This is a genomic window from Micromonospora sp. WMMD961, from assembly GCF_029626145.1.
Classification (GTDB): Bacteria; Actinomycetota; Actinomycetes; order Mycobacteriales; family Micromonosporaceae; genus Micromonospora.
In genome coordinates, this window is the sequence record NZ_JARUBJ010000002.1 from 3,589,952 (window position 1) to 3,612,996 (window position 23,045).

Annotated in this window: 21 protein-coding genes; 12 read left to right on the forward strand and 9 right to left on the reverse strand. The window is 72.2% G+C overall.

What is annotated here, in order from left to right:
• The first annotated feature begins 75 nt into the window (after positions 1 to 75).
• The 4 genes from O7614_RS16255 (at position 76) to O7614_RS16270 (ending at position 3,547) form a co-directional block, all read left to right on the forward strand.
• On the forward strand, positions 76 to 1,026 hold the full coding sequence (locus O7614_RS16255) for an SRPBCC family protein (RefSeq protein WP_278139306.1): 951 nt from the start codon (positions 76 to 78) through the stop codon (positions 1,024 to 1,026).
• Positions 1,027 to 1,080: 54 nt separating this feature from the next.
• A complete protein-coding gene (locus O7614_RS16260; protein ID WP_278139307.1) occupies positions 1,081 to 2,253 on the forward strand; it encodes a zinc-dependent alcohol dehydrogenase in 1,173 nt (390 codons plus the stop codon).
• Between the two features lie 303 nt (positions 2,254 to 2,556).
• A complete protein-coding gene (locus O7614_RS16265; protein WP_278139309.1) occupies positions 2,557 to 3,042 on the forward strand; it encodes a GNAT family N-acetyltransferase in 486 nt (161 codons plus the stop codon).
• Positions 3,043 to 3,160: 118 nt separating this feature from the next.
• Positions 3,161 to 3,547, forward strand: a complete 387-nt coding sequence (locus O7614_RS16270) for a DUF2267 domain-containing protein (RefSeq protein ID WP_278139310.1) — start codon at positions 3,161 to 3,163, stop codon at positions 3,545 to 3,547.
• 43 nt (positions 3,548 to 3,590) lie between these two features.
• Here O7614_RS16270 and O7614_RS16275 read toward each other — a convergent pair whose 3' ends face one another.
• On the reverse strand, positions 3,591 to 4,514 hold the full coding sequence (locus tag O7614_RS16275) for an LD-carboxypeptidase (RefSeq protein ID WP_278142275.1): 924 nt from the start codon (positions 4,512 to 4,514) through the stop codon (positions 3,591 to 3,593).
• 287 nt (positions 4,515 to 4,801) lie between these two features.
• The gene (locus O7614_RS16280) at positions 4,802 to 6,280 is read right to left on the reverse strand and encodes a glutamate--cysteine ligase (protein WP_278139311.1); all 1,479 of its coding nucleotides are present in this window, start codon (positions 6,278 to 6,280) and stop codon (positions 4,802 to 4,804) included.
• 155 nt (positions 6,281 to 6,435) lie between these two features.
• Here O7614_RS16280 and O7614_RS16285 point away from each other — a divergent pair, with 155 nt between their 5' ends.
• Positions 6,436 to 6,774 carry a DUF3817 domain-containing protein gene (locus tag O7614_RS16285; RefSeq protein WP_278142276.1) on the forward strand — a complete coding sequence of 113 codons (339 nt, stop codon included), beginning with the start codon at positions 6,436 to 6,438 and terminating at the stop codon, positions 6,772 to 6,774.
• 18 nt (positions 6,775 to 6,792) lie between these two features.
• On the opposite strand, the gene O7614_RS16290 is transcribed toward O7614_RS16285, so the two are convergent.
• A complete protein-coding gene (locus O7614_RS16290) occupies positions 6,793 to 7,341 on the reverse strand; it encodes a hypothetical protein (RefSeq protein WP_278142277.1) in 549 nt (182 codons plus the stop codon).
• Between the two features lie 142 nt (positions 7,342 to 7,483).
• On the opposite strand from O7614_RS16290, the gene O7614_RS16295 reads away from it, so the two are divergent.
• Genes O7614_RS16295 through O7614_RS16305 form a run of 3 tightly spaced genes read left to right on the forward strand, consistent with a single transcriptional unit; the run spans position 7,484 to position 11,520 of the window.
• Positions 7,484 to 8,608 (forward strand): Vms1/Ankzf1 family peptidyl-tRNA hydrolase, encoded by a 1,125-nt coding sequence (locus O7614_RS16295; protein WP_278139312.1) that lies wholly within the window; start codon positions 7,484 to 7,486, stop codon positions 8,606 to 8,608.
• A complete protein-coding gene (locus O7614_RS16300; protein ID WP_278139313.1) occupies positions 8,601 to 10,355 on the forward strand; it encodes a thiamine pyrophosphate-binding protein in 1,755 nt (584 codons plus the stop codon). Before O7614_RS16295 ends, O7614_RS16300 begins: the two co-directional genes overlap by 8 nt.
• A 49-nt stretch (positions 10,356 to 10,404) precedes the next feature.
• A complete protein-coding gene (locus O7614_RS16305; protein ID WP_278139314.1) occupies positions 10,405 to 11,520 on the forward strand; it encodes an iron-containing redox enzyme family protein in 1,116 nt (371 codons plus the stop codon).
• Between the two features lie 72 nt (positions 11,521 to 11,592).
• On the opposite strand, the gene O7614_RS16310 is transcribed toward O7614_RS16305, so the two are convergent.
• Positions 11,593 to 11,823: a CDGSH iron-sulfur domain-containing protein gene (locus O7614_RS16310; RefSeq protein WP_278139315.1), complete on the reverse strand. Its 231-nt coding sequence runs from the start codon at positions 11,821 to 11,823 to the stop codon at positions 11,593 to 11,595.
• 145 nt (positions 11,824 to 11,968) lie between these two features.
• On the opposite strand from O7614_RS16310, the gene O7614_RS16315 reads away from it, so the two are divergent.
• Complete coding sequence (locus O7614_RS16315) at positions 11,969 to 13,411, forward strand: hypothetical protein (protein WP_278139316.1); 1,443 nt, start codon at positions 11,969 to 11,971, stop codon at positions 13,409 to 13,411.
• 223 nt (positions 13,412 to 13,634) lie between these two features.
• The gene (locus O7614_RS16320) at positions 13,635 to 14,777 is read left to right on the forward strand and encodes a SigB/SigF/SigG family RNA polymerase sigma factor (protein WP_278139317.1); all 1,143 of its coding nucleotides are present in this window, start codon (positions 13,635 to 13,637) and stop codon (positions 14,775 to 14,777) included.
• A gap of 212 nt (positions 14,778 to 14,989) precedes the next feature.
• Here O7614_RS16320 and ctaD read toward each other — a convergent pair whose 3' ends face one another.
• The 5 genes from ctaD to O7614_RS16345 form a co-directional block, all read right to left on the reverse strand.
• Positions 14,990 to 16,981, reverse strand: coding sequence for a cytochrome c oxidase subunit I (ctaD, locus tag O7614_RS16325; protein ID WP_278139318.1), 1,992 nt, complete (start codon positions 16,979 to 16,981; stop codon positions 14,990 to 14,992).
• Positions 16,982 to 17,105: 124 nt separating this feature from the next.
• A complete protein-coding gene (locus O7614_RS16330) occupies positions 17,106 to 17,828 on the reverse strand; it encodes an ATP-binding protein (RefSeq protein ID WP_278139319.1) in 723 nt (240 codons plus the stop codon).
• A 111-nt stretch (positions 17,829 to 17,939) separates the two neighbouring features.
• Entirely contained in the window at positions 17,940 to 18,398 is a 459-nt protein-coding gene (locus O7614_RS16335; protein WP_347404354.1) for a DUF4383 domain-containing protein, read from the reverse strand.
• Between the two features lie 77 nt (positions 18,399 to 18,475).
• On the reverse strand, positions 18,476 to 19,633 hold the full coding sequence (locus tag O7614_RS16340; RefSeq protein ID WP_278139320.1) for a glycosyltransferase: 1,158 nt from the start codon (positions 19,631 to 19,633) through the stop codon (positions 18,476 to 18,478).
• Positions 19,634 to 19,712: 79 nt separating this feature from the next.
• Positions 19,713 to 20,696: a glucosyl-3-phosphoglycerate synthase gene (locus tag O7614_RS16345; protein WP_278142279.1), complete on the reverse strand. Its 984-nt coding sequence runs from the start codon at positions 20,694 to 20,696 to the stop codon at positions 19,713 to 19,715.
• Between the two features lie 226 nt (positions 20,697 to 20,922).
• On the opposite strand from O7614_RS16345, the gene O7614_RS16350 reads away from it, so the two are divergent.
• Both O7614_RS16350 and O7614_RS16355 read left to right on the forward strand, forming a co-directional pair.
• On the forward strand, positions 20,923 to 21,933 hold the full coding sequence (locus tag O7614_RS16350) for a Gfo/Idh/MocA family oxidoreductase (RefSeq protein WP_278139321.1): 1,011 nt from the start codon (positions 20,923 to 20,925) through the stop codon (positions 21,931 to 21,933).
• Entirely contained in the window at positions 21,926 to 23,014 is a 1,089-nt protein-coding gene (locus O7614_RS16355) for a zinc-binding dehydrogenase (protein WP_278139322.1), read from the forward strand. Before O7614_RS16350 ends, O7614_RS16355 begins: the two co-directional genes overlap by 8 nt.
• The last annotated feature ends 31 nt before the right edge of the window (positions 23,015 to 23,045 follow it).

Below are 23,045 nucleotides of genomic sequence, written 5' to 3' on the forward strand. Positions count from 1 at the left end.
ACCGCATAGCGTCACGGGGCAGGTCCACCACGCCTCGTGGTGGACCGGTGGCGACGTTCACCGGAGGAAGCGGACATGAGCAGTGTCGAGACCGTGCTCCTGCCGGAGCTTGACGGGCCGGTGCCGGCGACGCTGCCGAGCACGTTGGGCCTGCTGAGCCTGGCCCTGGGCGTGGGTGCCCTGGTCGCACCCGGCCCGCTCGCGCGCCTGACCGGGATGGACGACTCCCCGGCCGCGCGGAGCGTGCTCCCGGCGGTCGGCCTGCGCGAGCTGGGCAGCGCCGCCGGGCTGCTCAGCGGCCGGCGCCCCGCCGGCTGGGCGTGGAGCCGGGTGGCCGGTGACGTCATGGACCTGACCCTGCTCGGGCGAGCCCTCGCCGACCGCGACGGGGAACGGCGTCGCCGGGTCGCGTTGACCACCCTCGCGATCGCCGGCATCACCGCCGTCGACGTGCTCTCCGCCGCCCGCATCGGGAGGGCCCGACGGGCTCGGTCCCGGGTGATCCGGATGCAGATCGCCGTGACGGTCAACCGGTCGCCCGCCGAGGCGTACCGGTTCTGGCGGGACGTGGAGAACCTGCCCCGGTTCATGGCGCACCTGGAGTCCGTACGCGCGGACGACCTGCGCCGCTCGCACTGGATCGCCCGCGGCCCGGCCGGTCGGCACGTCGAGTGGGACGCCGAGATCATCGACGACCAGCCGAACAAGTCGATCACCTGGCGATCGTTGCCGGGCACCGGGGTGTCCAACGCCGGTCGGGTGCGGTTCGTGCCCGCCCCCGGTGACCGGGGCACCGAGGTCCGGGTGGAGTTGCGCTACGCGCCCCCGGCCGGCGCGCTCGGCCGGGCGGTGGCGAAACTCTTCGGCGAGGAACCCGAGCAGCAGATCCGTGACGACCTGCGCCGGTTCAAGCAGGTGCTGGAGACCGGCGAGGTGGTCCGGTCCGAGAGCAGCCCCAACGGCATCTCGGTGCGCCAACAGGCCATGCAGCGCCCCGCCCAGCCGCTGCCGGCGTCCCGCCGATGACCGCCCACGCGGCGTCCCTCCGTTGACCTGTTCATGCTCCGAAAGGGACCGAGAATGAAGGCCACCGCCTGGATGGGCACCGACAGCGTCAAAGTGATCGACGTGCCCGACCCGACGATCACGAACGCCCGGGACGCGATCGTGCGGATCAGCACCACCGCGATCTGCGGCTCCGACCTGCACCTCTACCACGGCTACATCCCGGCGATGCGCAAGGGCGACATCCTCGGTCACGAGTTCATGGGCGAGGTCGTCGAGGTGGGTCCGCAGGTCCGCAACCTCAAACCGGGCGATCGTGTGGTGGTGCCGTTTCCGATCGCCTGCGGACACTGCTCGTCCTGTCAGCGCGGCCTCTACTCGGTGTGCGAGAACTCCAACCCCAACGCCGGGATCGCCGAGAAGATCATGGGCCATTCGCCGGCCGGCATCTTCGGCTACTCCCACTTGCTCGGCGGTTACGCCGGCGGTCAGGCCGAGTACGCCCGGGTGCCGTTCGCCGACGTCGGCCCGCTCAAGGTGCCCGACGACGTCACCGACGACCAGGCGGTCATGCTCGCCGACGTGTTCCCGACCGGCTACATGGGCGCCGAGATGTGCGACATCAGACCCGGCCAGGTTGTCGCCGTCTGGGGCGCCGGACCGGTCGGGCTGTTCGCCGCCGCCAGCGCCCGGCTGCTCGGCGCGGAACGGGTGATCATCATCGACCGGTACCCGTACCGGTTGCGGCTGGCCGAGGAGAACATCGACGTCGAGACGATCAACTACGGAGAGACGGATGTGCTGGACACCCTCAACGAGATGACCGCCGGCCGGGGACCGGACGCGTGCATCGACGCGGTCGGCCTGGAAGGACACCACGGCAACACCGCCATGTACGCCTACGACCGGGCCAAGCAGGTAGCGAAGGTCGAGACCGAACGGCCGTTCGCGCTGCGCCAGGCGATCCTGGCCTGCCGCTCGGGTGGGGTGGTGTCGGTCGTCGGCGCGTACGGCGGATTCGTCGACAAGTTCCCGATGGGCGCGTTCATGAACCGCTCCCTGGTCATGCGGACCGGTCAGTGTCACGTGCAGCGCTACACCCGGCCGCTGCTGGAGCGCATCCAGCGCGGCGAGATCGACCCGAGCTTCATCGTCAGTCACCGGATGCCGCTGCGCGACGCTCCGAAGGGCTACAAGATCTTCCAGAAGAAGCAGGACGACTGTACGAAGGTGCTGCTCAAGGTCTGACCGTTGCGCGCGTGGGCCGGCCGGGTGAACGGGCCGGGGTGCGCTGCCTTTGGAGCTGATGTCGTAGACGATTCATCCGGCCGGATCTGCTGCCCGATTCACCCGGCCGGATCTGCTGCCCGAGTGCCCTAGCCGCCGACTGATGTCGTAGACGATTCAGCTCCACAGGTGCCCGCTCCGGCACCGCGCCCACGAGACATCGGCACATCGCGTATCAACACAGACCCGCTCTGCGCTGGCGCGGCACCGGCCGACCCGGTCGGGAAGGACTGGGCCGGGACCATGCATGGGTAGCCTCGCGTCATGCCGAACGACAACCATCAGGGTCAGACTCGGGCAGACGTACGCGCGGGGACGGCGGCCGACGCCCTAGCGCTGGCGGGCCTGCGATGGCGGCGGTTGACCGAGGAGGGCGGCTACCGGGGCGACGACCACGCGGACTTCGTGCGGATGTTCGCCGCCTGGGTCGTCGAGCATCTGTCGACCCACCGGCCGTTCGTCGCCGAGGTCGACGGCGAGGTGGTCGGGATGGCGTGGCTGATGGTCGTCGACCGGGTGCCCGCCCCCACGCACCGGCACCGCCGGACCGGCGACGTGCAAGCCGTGTACGTGGTGCCGGAACTACGCGACGGCGGGATCGGTGCGGCCCTGCTGACGGAGGTGCTGGCCGAGGCGCGCACCCTCGGCCTGGAACACGTGACCGTCCACTCCAGCGAACGCGCGGTGGGCCTGTACCAGCGGATGGGCTTCCAGCACGGCCCGACCTGGTTGAGCTGGCAACCGGAGTGACGTGACCAATTGTCCGGTTCGACGTGTGGCCCGGGTTTGTGGTCGGGGTGCCGGGGAACCCGCCTCGTTCGTCCGCCGCCGGCCGGCCGGTCGGCCGGTCGAGGGGAGGGAACGCGTCATGGAGTACGAGCAGATGATCGCCACGGTCCGGCAGCGCGCCGGACTCGGGGAGAACGAGGCTGTCCGGTCCGTGCAGGCCGTCCTGTCGGTGCTCGGGGAGCGGCTCGCCGGCCAGGAGGCCGACAACCTGGCGGCGCAACTGCCGGAACGCCTCAACGGGTCAGTCACCCGCAACCCGCAGGGCCGCCGGTGGGACGTCGGCGATTTCCTGAAGCACGTTGGTGACCGCGAGCAGGTCGCGAACGCGGACCAGGTGCGCGAACACGCCCAGGCGGTGCTTCGTACGGTCGCCGAGGCGCTCAACGACGACGAGCGGCACGACCTGCTCGCCCAACTGCCCGGCGGCATCATCGATCTCTTCGGCGTGCCCACCCCGCGCGGCTGAGCACCGAGGCGTCGCGACCCGCGCGGCTACGCGGGCCACGCGGTCAGCGGGCGCGGACCCCGGCCTCCACGGTCAGGGTCCCCGCCTCGGCGTCGATCGTGGCCCGCGCGCCGAGCGGCACGGTGAGCTGCCCGTTGCCGTGCCCCAGCCGCAGCCCGCCCAGGACCGGCACACCCAGGTCGTACAGGCGGTCCTTCAGCACCGCAGCCGCGTCCCACTCGCCCGCCCCGCCGACGCTGTTGGTGATCTGACCGACGGCCACCCCGGCGATCCGGGACAGCGCACCCACCCGGCGCAGTTCGGTCAGCATCCGGTCGATGCTGTACGGCGCCTCGTCCACGTCCTCGAAGAACAGGATCGCGCCGTCGAACGTCGGGACGTCCCCGGCACCGAAAGAGGTGGAGAGCAGTGTCAGGCAGCCGCCCAGCAAGGGGCCTGACGCTCGACCCGGCACCACCACGGGGGCGGACGTCTCGGCCGGGTCCCTGGTGATCGTGACGGGTGCGGTGGTCATCACCGCCCTGCGCAGCGCCTCCGCCGACTCGGGGCCGGTCCGGGCGTCGTTCCAGTTGACCATCGGGCCGTAGAAGGTGACCAGGCCGGCCTTGCGCCAGAGCTTGCCCTGGATGCTGGTGATGTCGCTGAAGCCGACGACCGCCCGAGGATCCCGGCGCAGACCGGCGACGTCCATCTGGTCCACGATCCGCTGGGTGCCGTAACCGCCCCGGGCGGCGAAGACCGCTCGTACCCCCGGGTCGTTGAGTGCGGCGTTCAGGTCGGCCAGGCGCTGCTCGTCGGTGCCGGCCAGGTAGCCGTACTTCGCGTAGACATACTCGCCCAGCTCGACCTCCAGGCCCCAGCTCCGCAGAATCCCGATGCCGCGACCCATCAGCGTGGGGTCGGGAGTCCGGCCGGGTGCGACGACTCGAACCCGGTCACCGGGCACCAGCGCCGGGGCGCGCAACACCCGCTTGGGACCGCCCGGTGCGGCCTGCGCCGCGGTGGTCGTGCCGACCAGCAACGCGCCGCCGGCAGCTGCGGCCCCGACACCCAGCAAGTGCCGTCGGGAGAGGGCGTGCTCCACGGACCTCGCGGTCGGGATGCGGTCACTTCCGGATCTACTCACGGGCGGCCCCCTCATCGGCGTCGATGTCCGCGCCGCATCAGGGTACGACAAGCATCGATCGCCCGGGGGTCGGTGAACGGCGTGGGCGGACCGGGCCTGCACGCGGTCGCCAGCCTGCCGTCAACGGGTCACGGGATGGGCCACTCGTGCACCGGCCGGTTGCTGTGCATCAGGTCCACGTAGTGGCGGACCACCTCGCGCAGCGCCTCCGGCCGGTCCAGGTGGTCGGCGGACTCCAGCCGGTGCAGCGTCTCGACCTGCCAGGTCGCGCCGTTGCGGCTGGTCAGGCAGCGCTGCTCGATGATGCCGAGCAACCGGTCGCGTTCGGCCGGGTCGAGCCCCCACCGGTCCAGGCCGTGGTGCGCCAGCGGCAGCAACCGGCGCAGCACCAACTCGGTCACCGGCAGGTAGCCCAGGCCGGGCCAGAACACCTGCGCGTCGATGCCGTGCCGGGCGCAGTTGGTGAAGTTCTCCTCGGCGGCGCTGAACGACATCTGCGACCACAGCGGCCGGTCCGATTCGGCGAGAGCCCGGACCAGTCCGAAGTAGAAGGCGCCGTTGGCGATGGTGTCCAGCACGGTCGGGCCGGCGGGCAGCACCCGATTTTCCACCCGCAGGTGGGGTCGACCGCGCGACACGTCGTACACCGGGCGGTTCCACCGGTAGACGGTGCCGTTGTGCAGGCGCAGCTCGTTGAGGTTGGGCACCTCGCCGGCCGCCAGAGCCTGTGCCGGGTCCTCCGGGTCGCAGACCGGCAGCAGCGCCGGGAAGTAGCGCACGTTCTCCTCGAACAGGTCGAACACGCTGGTGATCCACCGTTCACCGAACCAGACTCTGGGGCGTACCCCCTGGGCCTTGATCTCCTCCGACCGGGTGTCGGTGGCCTGCTGGAACAACGGGATGCGGGTCTCGCGCCACAGCTCCCGGCCGAAGAACAGCGGCGAGTTCGCGCCGACCGCGACCTGGATGCCGGCGACCGCCTGGGCGGCGTTCCAGTAGTCGGCGAACTGGGGTGGGCTGACCTGCAGGTGGAACTGGGTGCTGGTGCAGGCCGCCTCCGGGGTGATCGTGTCGGCGGTCACCGCCAGCCGTTCCACGCCGCTGATGGCGATCGGGAGATCTTCACCACGGGCCGCGAAGATCTGCTCGTTGAGCAGCTTGTAACGAGGATTGGCCGAGAGTGTCTCGGCGGTCAGGTGCTCGGGGCGCACCGTCGGCAGGATGCCGATCATGACCATGTGCGCGCCGATCGTCCGGGCCTTCACCTCGGCGGCGTTGAGGCTGGCCCGCACGTACTCCTCGAAGTCGGCCGTGCCGGTGCCGGTCAGCCGGCGCGGCGGCACGTTGATCTCGACGTTGAACTGGCCCAGCTCGGTCTGGAAGCTCGGGTCGGCGATGGCCGCCAGCACGTCAGCGTTACGCATCGCCGGATTCGACGCCTCGTCGACGAGGTTCAGCTCGATCTCCAGGCCCGTCATCGGCCGGTCGACGTCGAAGCGCGACTCGCGCAGCATCTCGGCGAAGACATCGAGGCAGCGGCGGACCTTGTCCCGATAGCGGGCCCGATCTTCTCGACTGAAGGTTCGTACGCCGACGTCCTCGCCCATGGTCACCACCCTGTCACCGCTGGCCACCCCTAACCTCGCACGTGCTCGGCGGGCGGCGGAAGACCCAATGGCCTTTTCCTACCCACCTGCCCGCCCTGATAGCCCGGGCAGGTCGCCCCGTTAGCATTGCGGCCCGGAGAGGTGGTGGCGTGCGGATGCGCGAGAAGGTGACCCGGTTGTTCGTCGCGGCGGCGATCGCCGAGGCCTGCTCCTGGCTGGCTCTGCTGGTCGGCATGCTGGTCAAGTACGGTCCGCCGGGCAACGAGCTGGGCGTGAAGATCTTCGGGCCGATCCACGGCGGCCTGTTCGTCGCGTACGTCCTGCTGGTGCTGGCCGTGGCCCGGCTGCACCGGTGGAGCCTGCTGGCCACCGCGGTGGCCCTCGCCAGCGCGGTGCCGCCGTTCGCCACCCTGGTCTACGAACGCTGGGCCCGCCGCCGGGGCATGCTCGGCGTCGACCGCCAGCCCGCCCGCGAGCCCGCGCCGGTCGGCTGACCCACCGGCTCGCGCCGGTCAGGTCAGCGCGGAGCAGGCCACGACGCCGGTCAGCAGCAGCGCGCCCAGGAACGCCTGCAGCAGCAGCGGCGGCCCGAGGTGCGACCAGAGCGTCGCGGTACGCGGAGTCAGCAGCTGCCCGGTGGTGAGGTTGACGATCCGCTCGATCCGGGGTGGCAGCTCCGGGTCCCGCTGTGCGCGCAACGTGAGCTGCACCTGGTCCGCCGGGTGCAGGGCGCTCTGCGGCAGGTGACCGTGCAGCTCCACCTCGCAGAGCTGACCGGCGGTATTGCGCAGCCGCACCGGGGTGACCAGATATTCCGGGCCCTGCTTCAACTGCTTCCAGCGCCGCCGGGTGGTGCCACCGCCGAAGGAGAAGAGCGAGCGCAGTAGGAGGGCGGGCAGTCGAGCCACCGCCGCTGCGGCGAGCACCGCCACCAGCACCGGCTGCCCGATCCGCACCTCGCGCGTGTAGCCGTCCATCAGGCGGATCAGGCGCCCGGTGACGATTCGCTCCGTCGGGTGCACGATCCGTCGGGTATCGAGTCCGCTGTCCATCCCCACCACCGAGAGTCCGCTTGTGTTCACAGATCGTATCGACGTCTTCGGTTGAACGACGTGAATGAAACCTGGTCACGGGCTCACGGCCGCGAGGTGACATCCCGGGCGACCCGGGTAAGCGGGGGGCCGAGCTGGAAAGGGGTCGAGCATGCAGCTGTCCTTCCTGCGCCCGCTCTACGACCGTCCCGGGCCGTGGTGCTCGGTGTACCTGGACGCCTCCGCCGACACGGAGGACGCCCATCCCGCACTGGACCTGCGCTGGCGCGCCCTGCAGAGTCAACTCACCGACCAGGGAGCCGACGAGGCGAGTGTCGCCGCGCTGGACCGGGTGATCCGGGGGCACGACCCGATGGTCGGGGACTACGGCCTGGCGGTCTTCGCCAGCCACGGCCGGGTGGTCCTCTCCGAGTACCTGTCCGCGCCACCACTGCGCGACCTGGCCAGTTTCGCGCCACTGCCACACGTCATGCCGCTGCTCGCCCAGCGCGGCGAACAGGTGGCCTGGGTGCGGGTGGTGGCCGACCGGATGGGGGCCGACGCCATGGCGGTCAGCGCCGGCGGGGTTCCCCGGCGGGCACACGTCGCCGGTCGGGACGAGTTCCCGCTGCGCCGGACGAAGCCGGGCGGCTGGTCCCAGTCGCGTTATCAGCGGGCGGCGATGGAGGCCTGGCACCAGAACGCCGGCGACGTCACCGCCGCGACCGTCGACCTGGCCGAGAAGGTGGGCGCGGACGTCGTTGTCGTCGCCGGTGACGTCCGCGCCACCGGAATGATCGCCGCCCAGATGCCGGAGCGTTGGCAGGACCTCGTGGTCCGCACCGACGCCGGGTCCCGGGCCGGCGGCGCCGACCAGACGATGCTGGACGACCTCACCGTGCAGACCATCGCGGAGGTCGCCGACCAGCGGATCGCCGCCGCGCTGGACAGGTTCGGGGTCCAGGAGGACGTCGGAGGCGGTCTCGACGCGGTCGTCTCGGCCCTGCAACGCAACCAGGTGGACACGATGATCATCGTGGACGACCCGTCGGCCAACGGCGAGCTGTGGATCGGCTCGGAGGCGACCGAGATCGCCGTCGACCCGGGGCAGTTGGCCGCGATGTCGGTGGACGACCCGCAACGGGTACGCGCCGACGCGGCGCTGGTCCGGGCGCTGGTCGGCACCGACGCGGCACTGACCGTGCTGGGTCCGGACGAGGCCCCCGAACTGACCGACGGCGTCGGCGCGGTGCTGCGCTACGTCGACCCCGGCACACCGGGGCGCGGCAATGGCTGAGCGTCGGGTGGCGGATCTGGTGGTGGAACGGCTGCTGGCCTGGCGGGTGCCCCGTGCCTTCGGCTACCCGGGGGCGGCGATCGCCCCGCTGGTCGAGGCGTTGGAGCGTACCGGTGGCGAACCGGCGTTCGTCCCGGCGCGACACGAGGAGACCGCCTCGTTCATGGCCACCGGGCACGCCAAGTTCACCGGCGGCATCGGGGTCTGCCTCGCCACCCAGGGGCCCAGCGCCGTCCAACTGCTCAACGGCCTCTACGACGCCAAGCTGGACAGCAAGCCGGTGGTGGCGATCGTCGGGGAGGACATCTCCGGCCCGCTCGGCGGTGCGCACCAGGAGATCGGGTTGAGCCGCCTCTTCGGTGACGTGTGCAACCAGTTCGTCCGGTACGGCCGCAACCCCGAGGATGTGGCGACGCTGCTGGACCAGGCGTTCCGTACGGCGGCGGCGACCCGCAGCCCGACCTGTGTCGTGCTGCCCCGGCAGTTGCAGGAGGCCCTGGTGCCCGACCTGCAACCGTCCGCCGTCGGGGTGCTCTCGGCGACCCCGGGTGAGCCGCTGGCCCGGGTGCTGCCGCACGACGCGAACCTCGACGCCGCCGCCCAACTGCTCGGCGGCGGTCAACGCGTCGCGATCCTGGTCGGCCAGGGCGGTCGCGACGCGGCCCCCGAGATCATCGAGGTGGCCGACCGGCTCGGCGCCGGGGTGGCCACCTCACTGCTGGGCAAGCCGGTGCTCGACGAGCGGCTGCCGTTCCACACCGGGGTCCTCGGCGAGGTCGGCACCCCGGCGGCGGCCGAGCTGATGGGCGGCTGCGACACGCTGCTGATGGTCGGCACCAACGACCCGTGGACCGACTACTTCCCGATGCCGGAGCAGGCCCGCACGGTGCAGATCGACATCGACGGTCGGCGGATCGGCACCCGCTACCCGGCGGACGTGCCGCTGGTCGGTGACGCCGCCGAGACCCTGCGGGCACTGCTGACCCGCCTGCGCGGCCGACCCGAGCAGCGCTGGCGCGCCACCGTGGAGGCCTCGGTGGACCGGTGGCGCGACGTCGCCGCCGAGCGGGTCGCCGCGCCCGCCGACCCGGTCAACCCGCAACTCGTCCTCCAGGAGCTGTCCGCCCGGATGCCGGGCAACGGCGCGGTCTCGGTCGACGTCGGCTCGGTCCTCTACTGGTACGCCCGGCACCTCACCCTGCCACCCGGGGTGAACGCCCAACTGTGCGGCACGCTCGGTTCGATGGGCTGCGCCCTGCCGTACGCGGTGGCCGCCAAGCTCGCCGATCCCGACCAACCGGTGGTCGCGCTGGTCGGTGACGGGGCGATGCAGCTCAACGGGCTCGCCGAGCTGATCACCGTTTCGCACCACTGGCAGCAGTGGCGCGACCCTCGTCTGGTGGTACTGGTGCTCAACAACCGGGACCAGAACGGCATGGGTGGTGGGCGGGCGCCGTCGTCCGACCCGACCCAACGCCGACCCGACGTGCCGTACGCCGGCTGGGCCCGCCTGCTCGGGCTGCACGGGGTGCGGGTGGACCGACCGGAGTTGGTCGGCGCGGCCTGGGACGAGGCCCTCGCGGCGGACCGTCCCTGCGTACTGGAGGCGGTTGTCGACCCGGCGGTGTCGCTGGCGCCGCCGGAGCCGGCGTTCGCCGACCTGCGGGGCCTGTACGCCGACGGCGCCCCCGCCCGGAAGGTACGGGAGCAGGTGGAGGCCACCGCGAACGCCGAGGACCTCGTTTAGCCATCCCTGGCCAGGGCATCAGAAGCGGCCCGACGACGCTGGAGGTCCCATGTCCGAGCCCGCTGACCGCCGCTACGGCCCCGCGACCCTTCCGCGGCCGCGCGGCCCGCTCTCCACGGCGGTGGCCGAGGCTCTGCGGCGTTCGCCGCACGACCTGCCGACCGGTCTCGGCGCCGACCTCGACCCGGCGGACCCGATCACCGACGAGGACCTCCAGCTGACCCTGTTTCTCTGCTACGAGCTGCACTACCGGGGCTGGCTCGGGGTGGACGAGTCGTGGGAGTGGCAGCCGACGTTGCTCGCGCTGCGCGCCCACTGCGAGCGGGTCTTCGAGGCGGCGCTGCGCCGGTTGGTGGGCACGCCGGCGGTGCCCGCGGACGGGGTGGCCACCGGCCTGGCCGACCTGGTCGCGGCCGACGACGGGCCGTCGCTGGCCGCACACCTCCAGCGCCGCGCCGACCTCGCCCAGTTCCGCGAGTTCGTCGTGCACCGGTCCGTGTACCACCTGCGGGAGGCGGATCCGCACAGTTGGGCGCTGCCCCGACTCGGCGGGCCGGCGAAGGCCGCGCTCGTGGAGATCCAGACCGACGAGTACGGCAACGGCCGGCTGGACCGGATGCACGCCGAGCTGTTCCGGCGCACCCTCGACCGGCTGGGACTGGACATCGGCTACGCCGCCCACCTGGACGTCGTACCGGCGGTGACCCTGGCGACCAACAACCTGATGTCGCTGTTCGGGCTGCACCGACGGTGGCGCGGCGCGCTCCTGGGGCACCTCGCCGCGTTCGAGATGACCTCCTCGTTGCCGAACCGCCGCTACGGCAACGGCCTGCGCCGGCTCGGCTTCGACGAGGTGGCCACCCGCTTCTACGACGAGCACGTCGAGGCCGACGCGGTGCACGAGCAGATCGCCGCCCACGACATGTGTGGCGGCCTGGTCGGTGCCGAGCCGGGCCTCGCCCCCGACGTGTTGTTCGGCGCGGCGGCCGGGCTCGCGCTGGACCGGTTGTTCGCCGCGCATCTGCTGGACAGTTGGGCCACCGGTCACAGTTCGTTGCGGCCACCCGCGCCGCCGACCCTGCCGCCGACCGTCTCGCTCGTCGCGTCGACCCCGGTGGCCCCACCGTCCGCGGTCGCCCCGCCGGCCCCGACCGCGCTCGTCTGACCGGAGAAGCCGGCTGCGCTGGTCGCGCTGGTCGCCGGTGGGGTACCGCCGTCGCCCTCAGGCGTATGCCCCTCAGCCCTCGCGGTCGGTGCCGGCCCGGAATCGGATCGCCTTGTGGGTGCCGTCGCAGAACGGCTTGAGCGCCGACTTGCCGCACCGGCACAGCGCCACCGTGCCCCGGCGCGCGTCGATCCGCTCGCCGTCCGGCGTGACCAACGCGAAGTCACCCCGGACCAGCAGCGGTCCGTCCTCGTACGGGGTGATCGTCGCGGCGGCTGGCTCGCTGGTGTCGTCGGTGCGCATGGCCCCGGAAGTGCCCGTCCTGACCCCACCGAAACCCGAGCGACCGAACGCCATTGATGAGCGACGCACCCCGCTGACCAGCGGAATGTGCCGACGGGTGGGTGATGCCCCGTTTGAACCCCATCGGGACGGGAAGCCGGGCCGCGTGGTGAGCGAACGAGGCAAGGTGGGGCCGGTGCACAAGGTGCACAAGGGGCTCACGGCCGATGGCGCCGGTCTGGCCGGCGACCGGGTCGTGGCCGCGGGCAGCGCTGCCCGGGTGCTGGTCGCCGCCACCGCCCGGGCGCTGCGCGGAGCGGACTGCGCCGACCTCGGGCAGACCGGACCCACATCACGCTTCCCCGGTGCCCCGGAACCGGTACGCCGTGCCGCGGTCACCCGGGCCGCCGGACGGGTCGCCCTCACCGTCGAGCAGGTCGACGAGGTGGACGCCGCTCGGATCGCCCGATGGTTCGTCGACCAGTACCCCCGACAGCGCTACCCCGGCGTGCTGATCGGGTCTCCGCACGGCGGCCTGGCACACCTGGCGGTAGCTCTCGGCGTGCCGTGGCTGCCGGCCAGCTTCGAGATGAGCGTGCACTGGTCCGACGGAGCGGTGGACCGCCCGGCGGACGCCCTGGAGCACGGGGCGGCGCTCGCCACCCGGCTGCTCGCCGGCAACGCCGACCTGCACCTGCGCCAGGTGCACTGCCCGGCCAGCCGTGGCCCGCTGACCGGGGCGACCGTGGCGCTGGCCGCCGCGTGGAGGGCGCTGCCGGCCGCGTACGCGCGGTTCCTGGCCGACCGGCTGCTCCCCGGTGCCCCCGTGGTGCTGGTCCGCGACGCGCGCACCTGGCCGGTCCTGGAACACACTGCCGGGCACAGCTTCCAGGTCGGCTGCCCGGCCAGCGGGCTGGACCCGGTGGACTTCCACCCGGACAGCCACGCGCTGCGGCAGGTTCTACGCTCCGTCGGCGGCGACGCGACCCGGTGGGCGCCGCCGGAGGTGTCCGTACCGTCGGGTAACGCCGAGCACGGCGTCGACCCGGGCTTCGAGCTGGCCGCGCGGGACTGGTCCGCGCGCCACCAGCACCCGATGCACCGGGTGCTGGTACCCCGACCGGCGGCACTGAGCGCGGGCGTCGCCGACCTCTACCGACGGTGGCTGCGCGCCGCCGGCAAGACCGGTGACCGGCTGGTGGTGGAGTGCGGACGCCTGCTCGATCCGTGGCAGGTGGTGCGGGCGGGGCTGGTGCCGTACTGGTGCGAGAACGCCACCCGGCGCAGCGTCGACGAGGCCGAGTGGTGGCTGGCCGGCAGCGAGGCGTTCAGCTCGGTGGACGTGTTGCCCGAGCCGCCCGGGATGCGCTCGCCCGCCCTGGCCGGGCTGCCGCAGTGGCTGGCCGTGGCCGGGTTCGGGCGGCGGCGTCGGGCGTTGGACCGGGGCACCGCACGCGGTTACCCGGTGACGTCCGTGCCGACCCGCCGGGCCACCGAGGTCCTACGAGCCCAGCCGTACGACCTGCCCGTGCCGCCCCCGCTCGGGGCCGCCGAGGCACTCGCCGTGCTCCGGGACAGCGGCGGCCACCAGGGGTTGTTGGTCTCCTGAGACGGAGCACGCCGAAACATCCTCGCGAACCCGGGGTCCCGTGATTGAGTACCTACGGAGCGGGAACATCGCTGGCTGCGACGGCCTGATTGCGCTGCGTGGACGCGGTGTCGCCCGCTGGCATCCCAGTCACTGACCCACTTTTCCGGCCCGGTGCGTGGCTCGACCACGCGCACGACCGGTTTCCCGATCCGGGCGGGGGACCTTCCTGAGGGAGGCGCGGATGTTCGGACAGACGAGCACGACCACGACCACACCACCACCCACCGATCGAGGTCTGGAGGACCTCGACGCGGCGGCACTGGCGTACGCGGCCCGGATCGAAGGGCTGCCGCCGGAGCGACACGGGGAGGCCCGCGACGACCTCGTGCGCTTCGCGCTTCCCTTCGCCGGGCGGCTGGCCCGCCGGTACCGGGGCCGTGGGGAGCCCCTGGAGGACCTGGAGCAGGTGGCCCGACTGGGACTGGTCAACGCTGTCGACCGGTATGACCCGGAACGGGGGTCCTTCACCGCGTACGCCGCGATCACCATCGTGGGCGAGATCAAACGGCACTTCCGCGACCGCACCTGGGGCGTCCACGTACCCCGCCGGCTGCGCGACCTGATCCTCGAAGTGGGACAGGCCACCGCCGCGCTGACCAGTGAGCTGTCCCGGGCCCCGTCGGTGGCCGAGCTGTCGGCCCGACTGGAGACCCCGGAGGAGGAGATCCTCGCCGCGCTGGAGTCGGCGGCCGGCTACAGCCCGGCCTCCCTCAACGCCCCGGTCGGCGGGGAGAGCTCCGCGGAGTTCGGTGACCTGGTCGGCGAATCGGACAACGCGCTGGAGTCGGTCGACGACCGGGTCACGGTGAGCGGCCTGCTGCACCGGCTGCCCTGGCGTGAGCGGCGCATCCTGGCCATGCGCTTCTACGGCAACCAGACCCAGGCGGAGATCGCCGCCCGGTTCGGCATCTCGCAGATGCACGTCTCCCGGCTGCTGTCGCGAGCGCTCACCTGGCTGCGTCAGGCGATGCTCGCCGACGCACCACCGCCGTGGCAGAACGGCGCCGCCGAGCCCGATCCGGGCAAGACCCGGATCTCGGTCAAGCAGAACGGCGACCGGGTGGTGGTCGAGGTCGGCGGCGAGATCGACCGCGACGGCGCGGACCAACTGCGCCGGGCCATGCTGGAGGCGGTCACCGGCCAGCCCAGCGAGGTGGTCGTCGACCTGGTCGGCGCGGGCGGGTTCGATGCCGGCGGGATAGCCGCCCTGATGGCCGGGCGGGACGCGGCGGAGCGGACCGGCGTGCCGCTGCGCCTGACCCGGGTTCAGCCCGCGGTACGCCGTTCGCTCACCGCCGCCGGACTGGCCCCGGCCCGGGACTGAACCACCCGCTCGGGGCCGAGCCGCCGGGCCGTGAGCCGCCGGGCAGGGCTCCGCCCGCGACCGAGCCGCCCGGCAGGGCTCCGCCCGCGACCGAGCCGCCCGGCGGGGCTCCGCCCGCGACCGAGCCGCTGGTCCGCGACGGCAGCGCGCTGATCGGGACGAACGACGAGGGCCGGCACCCAGCGGGTGTCGGCCCTCTCGGCGTACGCCGGTCAGCGTTCTTCCGGGTTGCCGTCGCTGTGCGGGTGCCGCCAGCGTTCGTGCGGCTTCGGCGCGTCCTCGGCGTCCTTCGGTGAATCGCTCTGCTCGAAGCTCGGCCGGCGGACGCCCTCGGGCTCCGGCACGTCCACCGGACGGGCACCTGAGCGCGGCGTGGGCTGGTAGTCGACCGCGTCCCGGGCGCCGTGCGCGCCCTCTGCGGCCGGCGATTCCGGGGCGTGGTGTTCCATCCGCAGTTCGTCGGCGAACTGCTGCGGCGGCTTCGTGGTGCGCTGCGGCAGGTCCCGGCCCAGGTCGGCGACGAGTGGGCCGTACTTCAGGTCGAACGCGGGGCGCTCGGACCGGATCCGGGGCATCCGGTCGAAGTTGCGCAGCGGCGGGGGGCAACTGGTGGCCCATTCGAGGGAGTTGCCGAAGCCCCACGGGTCGTCCACCGTCACCATCGCCCCGTAGCGCCACGACTTCCAGGCGTTGTAGATGAAGAACAGGGTGGACGCGCCGAGGACGAACGAGAAGATCGTGGAGATCGTGTTCAGTGTGGTGAAGCCGTCGCTGGGCAGGTAGTCGGCGTAGCGGCGCGGCATGCCCTCGCTGCCCAGCCAGTGGTGCACCAGGAAGGTGCCGTGGAAGCCGATGAACATCGTCCAGAAGTGCGCCTTGCCGAGCCGCTCGTCCAGCAGTCGCCCGGTCATCTTCGGCCACCAGAAGTAGTAGCCGCCGAAGAGGGCGAAGACCACGGTGCCGAACACCACGTAGTGGAAGTGCGCCACGACGAAGTAACTGTCGTGGGTGTGCCAGTCGACCGGCGGGCTGGCCAGCAGCACCCCGGTGAGACCGCCGAGCAGGAAGGTGACCAGGAAGCCGATGGCGAACAGCATCGGCGTCTCGAAGGTGAGCTGGCCCTTCCACATGGTGCCGATCCAGTTGAAGAACTTCACACCGGTGGGAACCGCGATCAGGTAGCTGAGGATGCTGAAGAACGGCAGCAGCACCTGACCGGTGGCGAACATGTGGTGCGCCCAGACCGTCATGGACAGCACGGTGATCGCGACGGTGGCCAGCACGATACCGGTGTAGCCGAAGAGCGGCTTGCGGGAGAAGACCGGGATGATCTCGGTGATGATGCCGAAGAACGGCAACGCGATGATGTACACCTCGGGGTGGCCGAAGAACCAGAACAGGTGCTGCCAGAGCATCGGCCCACCGGTCGCGGCGTCGTAGACGTGCGCGTTGAGCAGCCGGTCGGCCGACAACGCCAGCAGCGCGGCGGCCAGCAGCGGGAACACCAGGATCACCAGGACGCTGGTGAACAGCATGTTCCAGGTGAAGATCGGCATCCGGAACATGGTCATGCCGGGGGCGCGCAGGGTCAGGATCGTGGTGATCAGGTTGACCGCGCCGAGGATGGTGCCGAGCCCGGAGACGACCAGACCGAGCACCCACATGTTCGCGCCCACGCCGGGGGAGTTCTCGACGCTGCTCAGGGGGGTGTACGCCGTCCAGCCGAAGTCCGCCGACCCCTGTGGGGTGAGGAAGCCGCCGACCACCATCAGCCCGCCGAACAGGTACAGCCAGTAGGCCAGCGCGTTGAGGCGGGGGAACGACACGTCCGGCGCGCCGATCTGGATCGGCACGATGTAGTTGGCGAACCCGAACGCCGCCGGCGTGGCGAACAGCAGCAGCATCACCGCGCCGTGTGAGGTGAAGAGCTGGTTGTACTGCTCAGGGGCCAGAAACTGCATCCCCGGGCGGGCCAGTTCGGCGCGCATCACCATCGCCTCCAGGCCGGCCAGAATGAAGAAGCCGAAGGAGGTCAGCAGGTACAGCAGGCCGATCTGTTTGTGATCTGTGGTGGCCAGGAACTTGATCAACGAGTTGCCGGGGACCGGTGTCCGGACCGCTCCCGGGAAGCCCCCGAACCGGGCCGGTGCCAGGATCGCCGGGCCCCGATCGCGACCGGGTTCCGTGGTTACCCGCTTGGGCATGGCTGTTCACCCCGTCGTGACGGCAGAAAGGACGAGCGTGCCTACCCGACCCTCTCCCCATGTAACCAGCCCAGAGCGGTAATTTCGGTCAGATCGCCAGTACCGGCGCGCACACCCCGACCGCTCAGGTCGCCGGCAACATCGCCCAGACGGCCTTGCCCTGACCGGCCGGCACGCTGCCCCACCGCTGGGCCAGCTCCCGGACCAGCATCAACCCCCGGCCACCCTCGGCGTGCAGGTCCGTCCCACCCGGCTGGGCCTGGGCACTGCTGCCGTCCACCACCGCCAGGTGCAGATACGGTCGGCGCAGGGTCACCGTCACCTGCATCGGGGTGCCCGCGTGCCGCACCACGTTGCCGACCAGTTCGCTGAGCACCAACGCGGCCGGGCCGGACGCGTTGGGCAGGTTCCACCGTGCGCACGCGTCGGTCACCAGTTCCCGGGCCCGCCGGCACGCCTCGGCCACCGGCTCCAGCCGGGTCCGCATCCGCAGCGTGGCACCCGCCATCCGGGTGGCCTCCGCGCAGTCCGCAGTGACCGGGACCACCCGGCAGGTGGTCGACTCGGACAGCCAGCGCGCGGCGACCGGCGACGGGCTGCAGAGCACCACCGGCACCGCCGGCCACTCCTCGGCGCGACGGGCGGTCGCCGCGAAGACGGACAGCGCGAGCCTGTCCTCGACGCTCACCTCGGCCATATCGATCACCAACGCCTCCGGTTGGCCGACCAGGGCGTCGTCGAGTGCCTGGTGCACCGAGCGCATGGTGCCCAGATGCAGTGCACCGGCGAGTCGGACGACCGCCACCGGTGCCGTGCAGCGCACCTCGCAGGTGATCCGGCTCGACATCGGTATCCTCGATTCGCTGCTGGGTCGGGAGCTCCCCACTACCCGGGGCCGCCCGGCGTCAAACCGGACCAACGGCGGAGCGAGGAGGCTCACCGGCCGCATCGGTGCAGGTCACGGCCGAGGTCGCCCGGTCAGGACGCCCAACGCGATCATGCCGACGCCGAGGCCCAGGTGTAGCCAGCCGTCCGCGTCGTTGACCGGCAGAACGTTCGCCCCGGTGTCGCGGTCCACCGCCAGACCGTAGAGCCAGAGCACCAGGTAGACGGCACCGCCGCCGATCAGGAACGTCCGTGCCCCGACGACCGTCCGTGCCAGCACCAGACCCGCCACCCCGGACGCCAGGTGCACCAGGTTGTGCAGCACGGACACCTGGAAGACACCGAACAGGTACGCGCCCGAGCCGTGGCCGGCGAAGCGCAGGTCGTGCATCCCGCTGGTGATGCCGGGAACGAAGCCGAGCACGCCGATCAACAGGAACAGCACGCCCACCGTTGCCGCCGCGCGCCGGACCGGCGCCTTGCCGTCGGCCGGGTTGGGTCGGGCCCGGGCGTGGGCCATCGGTCCGACCATTCCCCGGCTCCTCGCTGCGCGGCGGGTACGAGCGCTGCCGCCTACCCACCGCGGTCGCCGACAAACGCCGCCGACGGTCAGGCCGGCAGCAGCCTGGACGCGCTGGACAGGTGACGGACCCGCTCGTACAGCTCCACGTAACGTCGGGCCATCACCGCCGGGGTGAACCGCTGCGCGGCCACCCGCCGACACTCGTCCGGGTCGAGCAGGTCGACGGCGAGCACGAGATCGGCCAACTCCTCCTCCTCGGCGGTGAGCAGCCCGGTCCGGCCGTGCTCGATCAGCTCCGGCAGGCAACCCCGGGAGGTCGCCACCACCGGCGTACCCAGGGCGAGCGACTCGACCACCGCCGTGCCGCCGGGCTCCTCCCAGCGCAGCGGGAACAGCGACGCGCGGGCGCTGGCGAGCAGGTCGTCCCGCTCCTGACCGGCCACCGTGCCGACCCAGCGGACCAGGTCACCGTCGACGTGCGGCGCCACCTCGTCGAGGAAGAACCGCACGTCCGGGTTCTGTCGGGCCTCGTCGCCGGCCGCAGCCAGGTCGGCCGGCCGGTGGTACGGGCCCACGGGACCGGCCAGGACCAGCGGGAACCCGACCCGGTGGGCCAGTCGGGCACCCACGTCCTGCCCCTTGCCCGGGTTGATGCGGCCCAGGATGAGCAGGTGCTCGCCCTTCTCCGGTCGGGGCCGGCGGTCGGCGTCGACGGCGAGCGGCGTGGACAGGTGCACGTGCCCCACCGAGTGCTCCCGCAGCGCCAGCGGGGCCCGGGCCAGCTGCGACGCGGAGACCCCGTTGACCCGGACCCGGTCGCCACCGTCCAGGCTGCCGTACAGCGCCGGATGCTTGGCCAGGTCCCAGTGCAGGGTGTGCAGGGTCGGCGGTCCGCTCGGCCCCATCGCGGCGAGCGTGGCCAGGCCGACCGCCTCCACGTGGTCGTGCACCAGGTCGATGTCGTCGCGGGAGTGCAGCTCGCGGACCACCCCGGCCAGGTGCGCCTGGGCGACACCGCAGACCTGGTTGTACGGCCGCTGCAGCGAGGCGAACTGCCCGTCGGCGTAGACCGACACCCGCTCGTCCACCGGCAGGGTGCTGCTGCCCACCGAGGCGAGGACCACCCGTACGCCCAGTCGTCGCAGCTCCGGCACGAGCGTGGCGATCACGTTCTCGATGCCGCCGTAGCCGGGCGGTGGCACGGACAGCCACGGCCCGGCGTTCATCAGCACGGTGAGGCTCATCCGGCTCGTCCCTTCCGGCCGTGCGCTGGTACTTCGATCCCCGACCGCGGGGGTCGCGGGATCGGCTGACCGCTCGTGCTCACGCGGCGGCCACCCGGCGGCGCGGCATGCGGTGGCGCAACTCGGCCAGCGGCGGGCGTTCCTCGATGGACACGTCGGTGACCACGATCTCGCGGTCCAGGTTCGGCAGGGTGTCCGAGCCGCCGCGCCGGAACTGGGTCAGTAACGCCTCCGGTGCCAGGCCGGGGGTCGCCCAGCCGCGCCGCTGCAATCGGGACCAGGCGGTCAACATGATCTGCGCGGACATCCGGCCCAACGCCGCCGTGTCCTGGTGCCGGTGCTTGCGCTCGCCGAGGTCGACCTGCGCCATCGCGTCGAGGCCGACCAGGTCGAGCAGGTCGATCATCATGGCCGTCTCCACCCCGTACCCGGAGACGAACGGCACCCGGGCCAGCACGTCCCGGCGGCCGGCGTACTCGCCGGCGAGGGGCTGCACGAAGCCGGCCAGCTCGGGCCAGAAGAGGTTGAGCAGCGGTCGGGCCATCAACTCGGTCACCCGGCCCCCGCCGTCCTGCTCCACGCTGGCGGTGCCCACCAGTGGCCGGTGGTAGAAACCCTTCACGAAGTCCACGGAGGGGTCGGTCAGCAGCGGGCCGAGCAGGCCGCTCACGAAGTGCGGCCGGAACTCCCGCAGATCGGCGTCGATGAACGCCACCACGTCCCCCTCGGCGGCGGCCAGACCGGCCCAGAGAGCGTCGCCCTTACCGGTGAGCCGGGGCAGCCCCCGGGTCATGGCGTCCTGGCTGACCACCTCCGCGCCGGCGGCACGGGCCACCTGCGCCGTACGGTCGGTCGAGCGTGAATCCACCACGATCAACTCGTCGACCAGGGCGACCCGATCCATCAGGTGCTCCCGGATGGTCGACACGATCGCGCCGACGGTGGCCTCCTCGTTACGCGCCGGCAGCACCACGCTGACCCGGGTCTCGCCCTTGGCACGCATCAGCCGACGTGCCGGCCAGTCGGCCGCCGTCGTCGTCCGGTACGTGGCCCATGCCTCCACCACAGGTGACACGCTCGATGTCGCATCCCGCACGGGCACCCCCTCCGTTCGTGCGTGGAAAACCGAAATTGGTTGTTCCCATTCCCTGCCACGCGTTAACCGCTCTGTCGGCAACAGCTTGATCACAGAGGTGACGACACTGCGTTCCCGGGGGATGAACGTTTGATTGCGCACACCCCGGGGGACTGCTCCCATCGCACATGAAAGGTCTTCGAAGGGGTGCCGCATGCGTCAGTGCCGGGTAGGTCTGGTCGGAGCCGGCGGCGTGGCACAACGTCACGCGCGAGTGCTGTCCGGCTTCGAGGACGTCGAGCTGGTCGGGGTCACCGACGTCACACCCGAGGCGGCGTCCGCGCTGGCCACGCAGCACGGCACGCGGGCGTGCGTCGACATCGCCGAGCTGCTGACCACCGGCCCGGACGCGGTGTACGTCTGCGTACCGCCGTTCGCACACGGCCCCGCCGAGGAGGCGCTCGTCGAGGCGGGGGTGCCGATGTTCGTGGAGAAGCCCGTCGCCGTCGACCTGGGCACCGCCGAGCGGATCGCCAACCTGGTCGCGCGCCGGGGGCTGCGGACCGCCGTCGGCCACCACTGGCGCTACCTGAACGTGCTCGACCAGGCCCGCGAGCTGCTCGCCGACCGTCCGGTGCGGATGGTCAGCGGCGCCTGGCTGGACAAGGTGCCGCCGGTGGCCTGGTGGTCTCGGCGGGACCGCTCCGGCGGCCCGGTGGTCGAGCAGGCCGCCCACGTGCTGGACCTGGTCCGCGTGCTGGCCGGCGAGGTCACCGAGGTCACCGCGTACGGCAACGGCACTCCGCCGCCGGTCGACGGCGCCGACATCGACTCGGTGACCACCGCGGTGCTGCGCTTCGCCGACGGTGCGGTCGGCACCCTCAGCGCGGCCTGCGTGCTCGGCTGGAAGCACCGCGCCGGCCTGGAGATCCTCGCCGACGGGTTGGCCCTCGCCCTCACCGAGGACGGCCTGTCGATCCGTGACGCCGACGGCGAACGACACATCCCCGCCGACCCGGAGGCCGCCCGGGTGGCGGTCGACCGCGCCTTCGTCGACGCCGTACGCGGAATCGGCGACGACGTCCGCGTCCCGTACGCCGAGGCCCTCGCGACCCAACGGCTGGCCCTCGCGGTGGCCGACTCGGCCCGCACCGGCGCGACCGTACGGCTCGCCACCCCGACCGCCCCGGCGGTGCTCTCCACCGGGGTGACCGTCGATGCGTGACAAGGTCGTGGTGGTCACCGGTCCCGGCCGGGTCGAGCTGGTCGAGCAGGACGCCGCGCCGCTGCGCCCCGGCACGTTCCGGGTCGAGACGCTCTTCAGTGGGGTCTCCGCCGGCACCGAACTGAGCTACGTCAAGGGCACGAACCCGTACCTGAACGTCACCTGGAACGCCGACCTGGGCCTGTTCCAGCCGGGCGCGGCGAGCACCCCCTACCCGGTGAACCGACTCGGCTACATGCAGGTCGGCCGCGTGGTGGAGACCGCGACCCCGGCCGTCGCGGTGGGCACCGTCGGCGCGATGACCTACGGGCACCGCACCGGCTGGCTGGCTGACCCGGTCGCCGAGCGGTTCGTGCCGCTACCCGACGACCTGGACCCGCTACTCGGCGTCTACGTCGCGCACATGGGCCCGATCTGTGCCAACGGTCTGCTGCACGCTGCCGCCGACCTGTACGGCGCCGACGTCCGCGCGCTCGGCGACGGGGTACGCGGCCGACGCGTCGCCGTGGTCGGCGCCGGTGTGGTGGCGCTGCTGACGGCGCTGTTCGCCCGCCGCAACGGCGCTGCCTCGGTGGTGGTGCTCGACCCCACCCCGCAACGCCGCCACGCCGCCGAGGCGCTCGGCCTGGAAACCCTCGACCCGGACGCGGACGACCCGGCCGTCGTGCTCAAGACCCGCTGGGCGCACACCGCCGGTGACCGGGGTGCCGACGTGGTGTTCCAGTGCCGGGGACAGGCCTGGGCGCTGCAGCTCGCCCTACGGCTGCTGCGCCCCCAGGGCACCGTCATCGACCTCGCCTTCTATCAGGAAGGTGCGGACGCGGTCCGGCTCGGCGAGGAGTTCCACCACAACGGGCTCTCGCTGCGCTGCGCGCAGATCGGCCGGGTGCCGCGGGGGCTCGCACCCACCTGGGACCGGGAGCGGCTCTCCGCCGAGACCGTCGACCTGCTCCGCACGTACGGGGACGTGGTCCGCAAACACCTCGTCTCGGCGGTGGTGCCGTTCGACGAGGCGCCCACCCTGCTCACCGACCTGGCCGACCGTCGGCGCCAGGAACTCCAGGTGGTGCTGGCCGCCTGACCGGCTCCCGCAGCGCCGGCCGGGAGCGGGT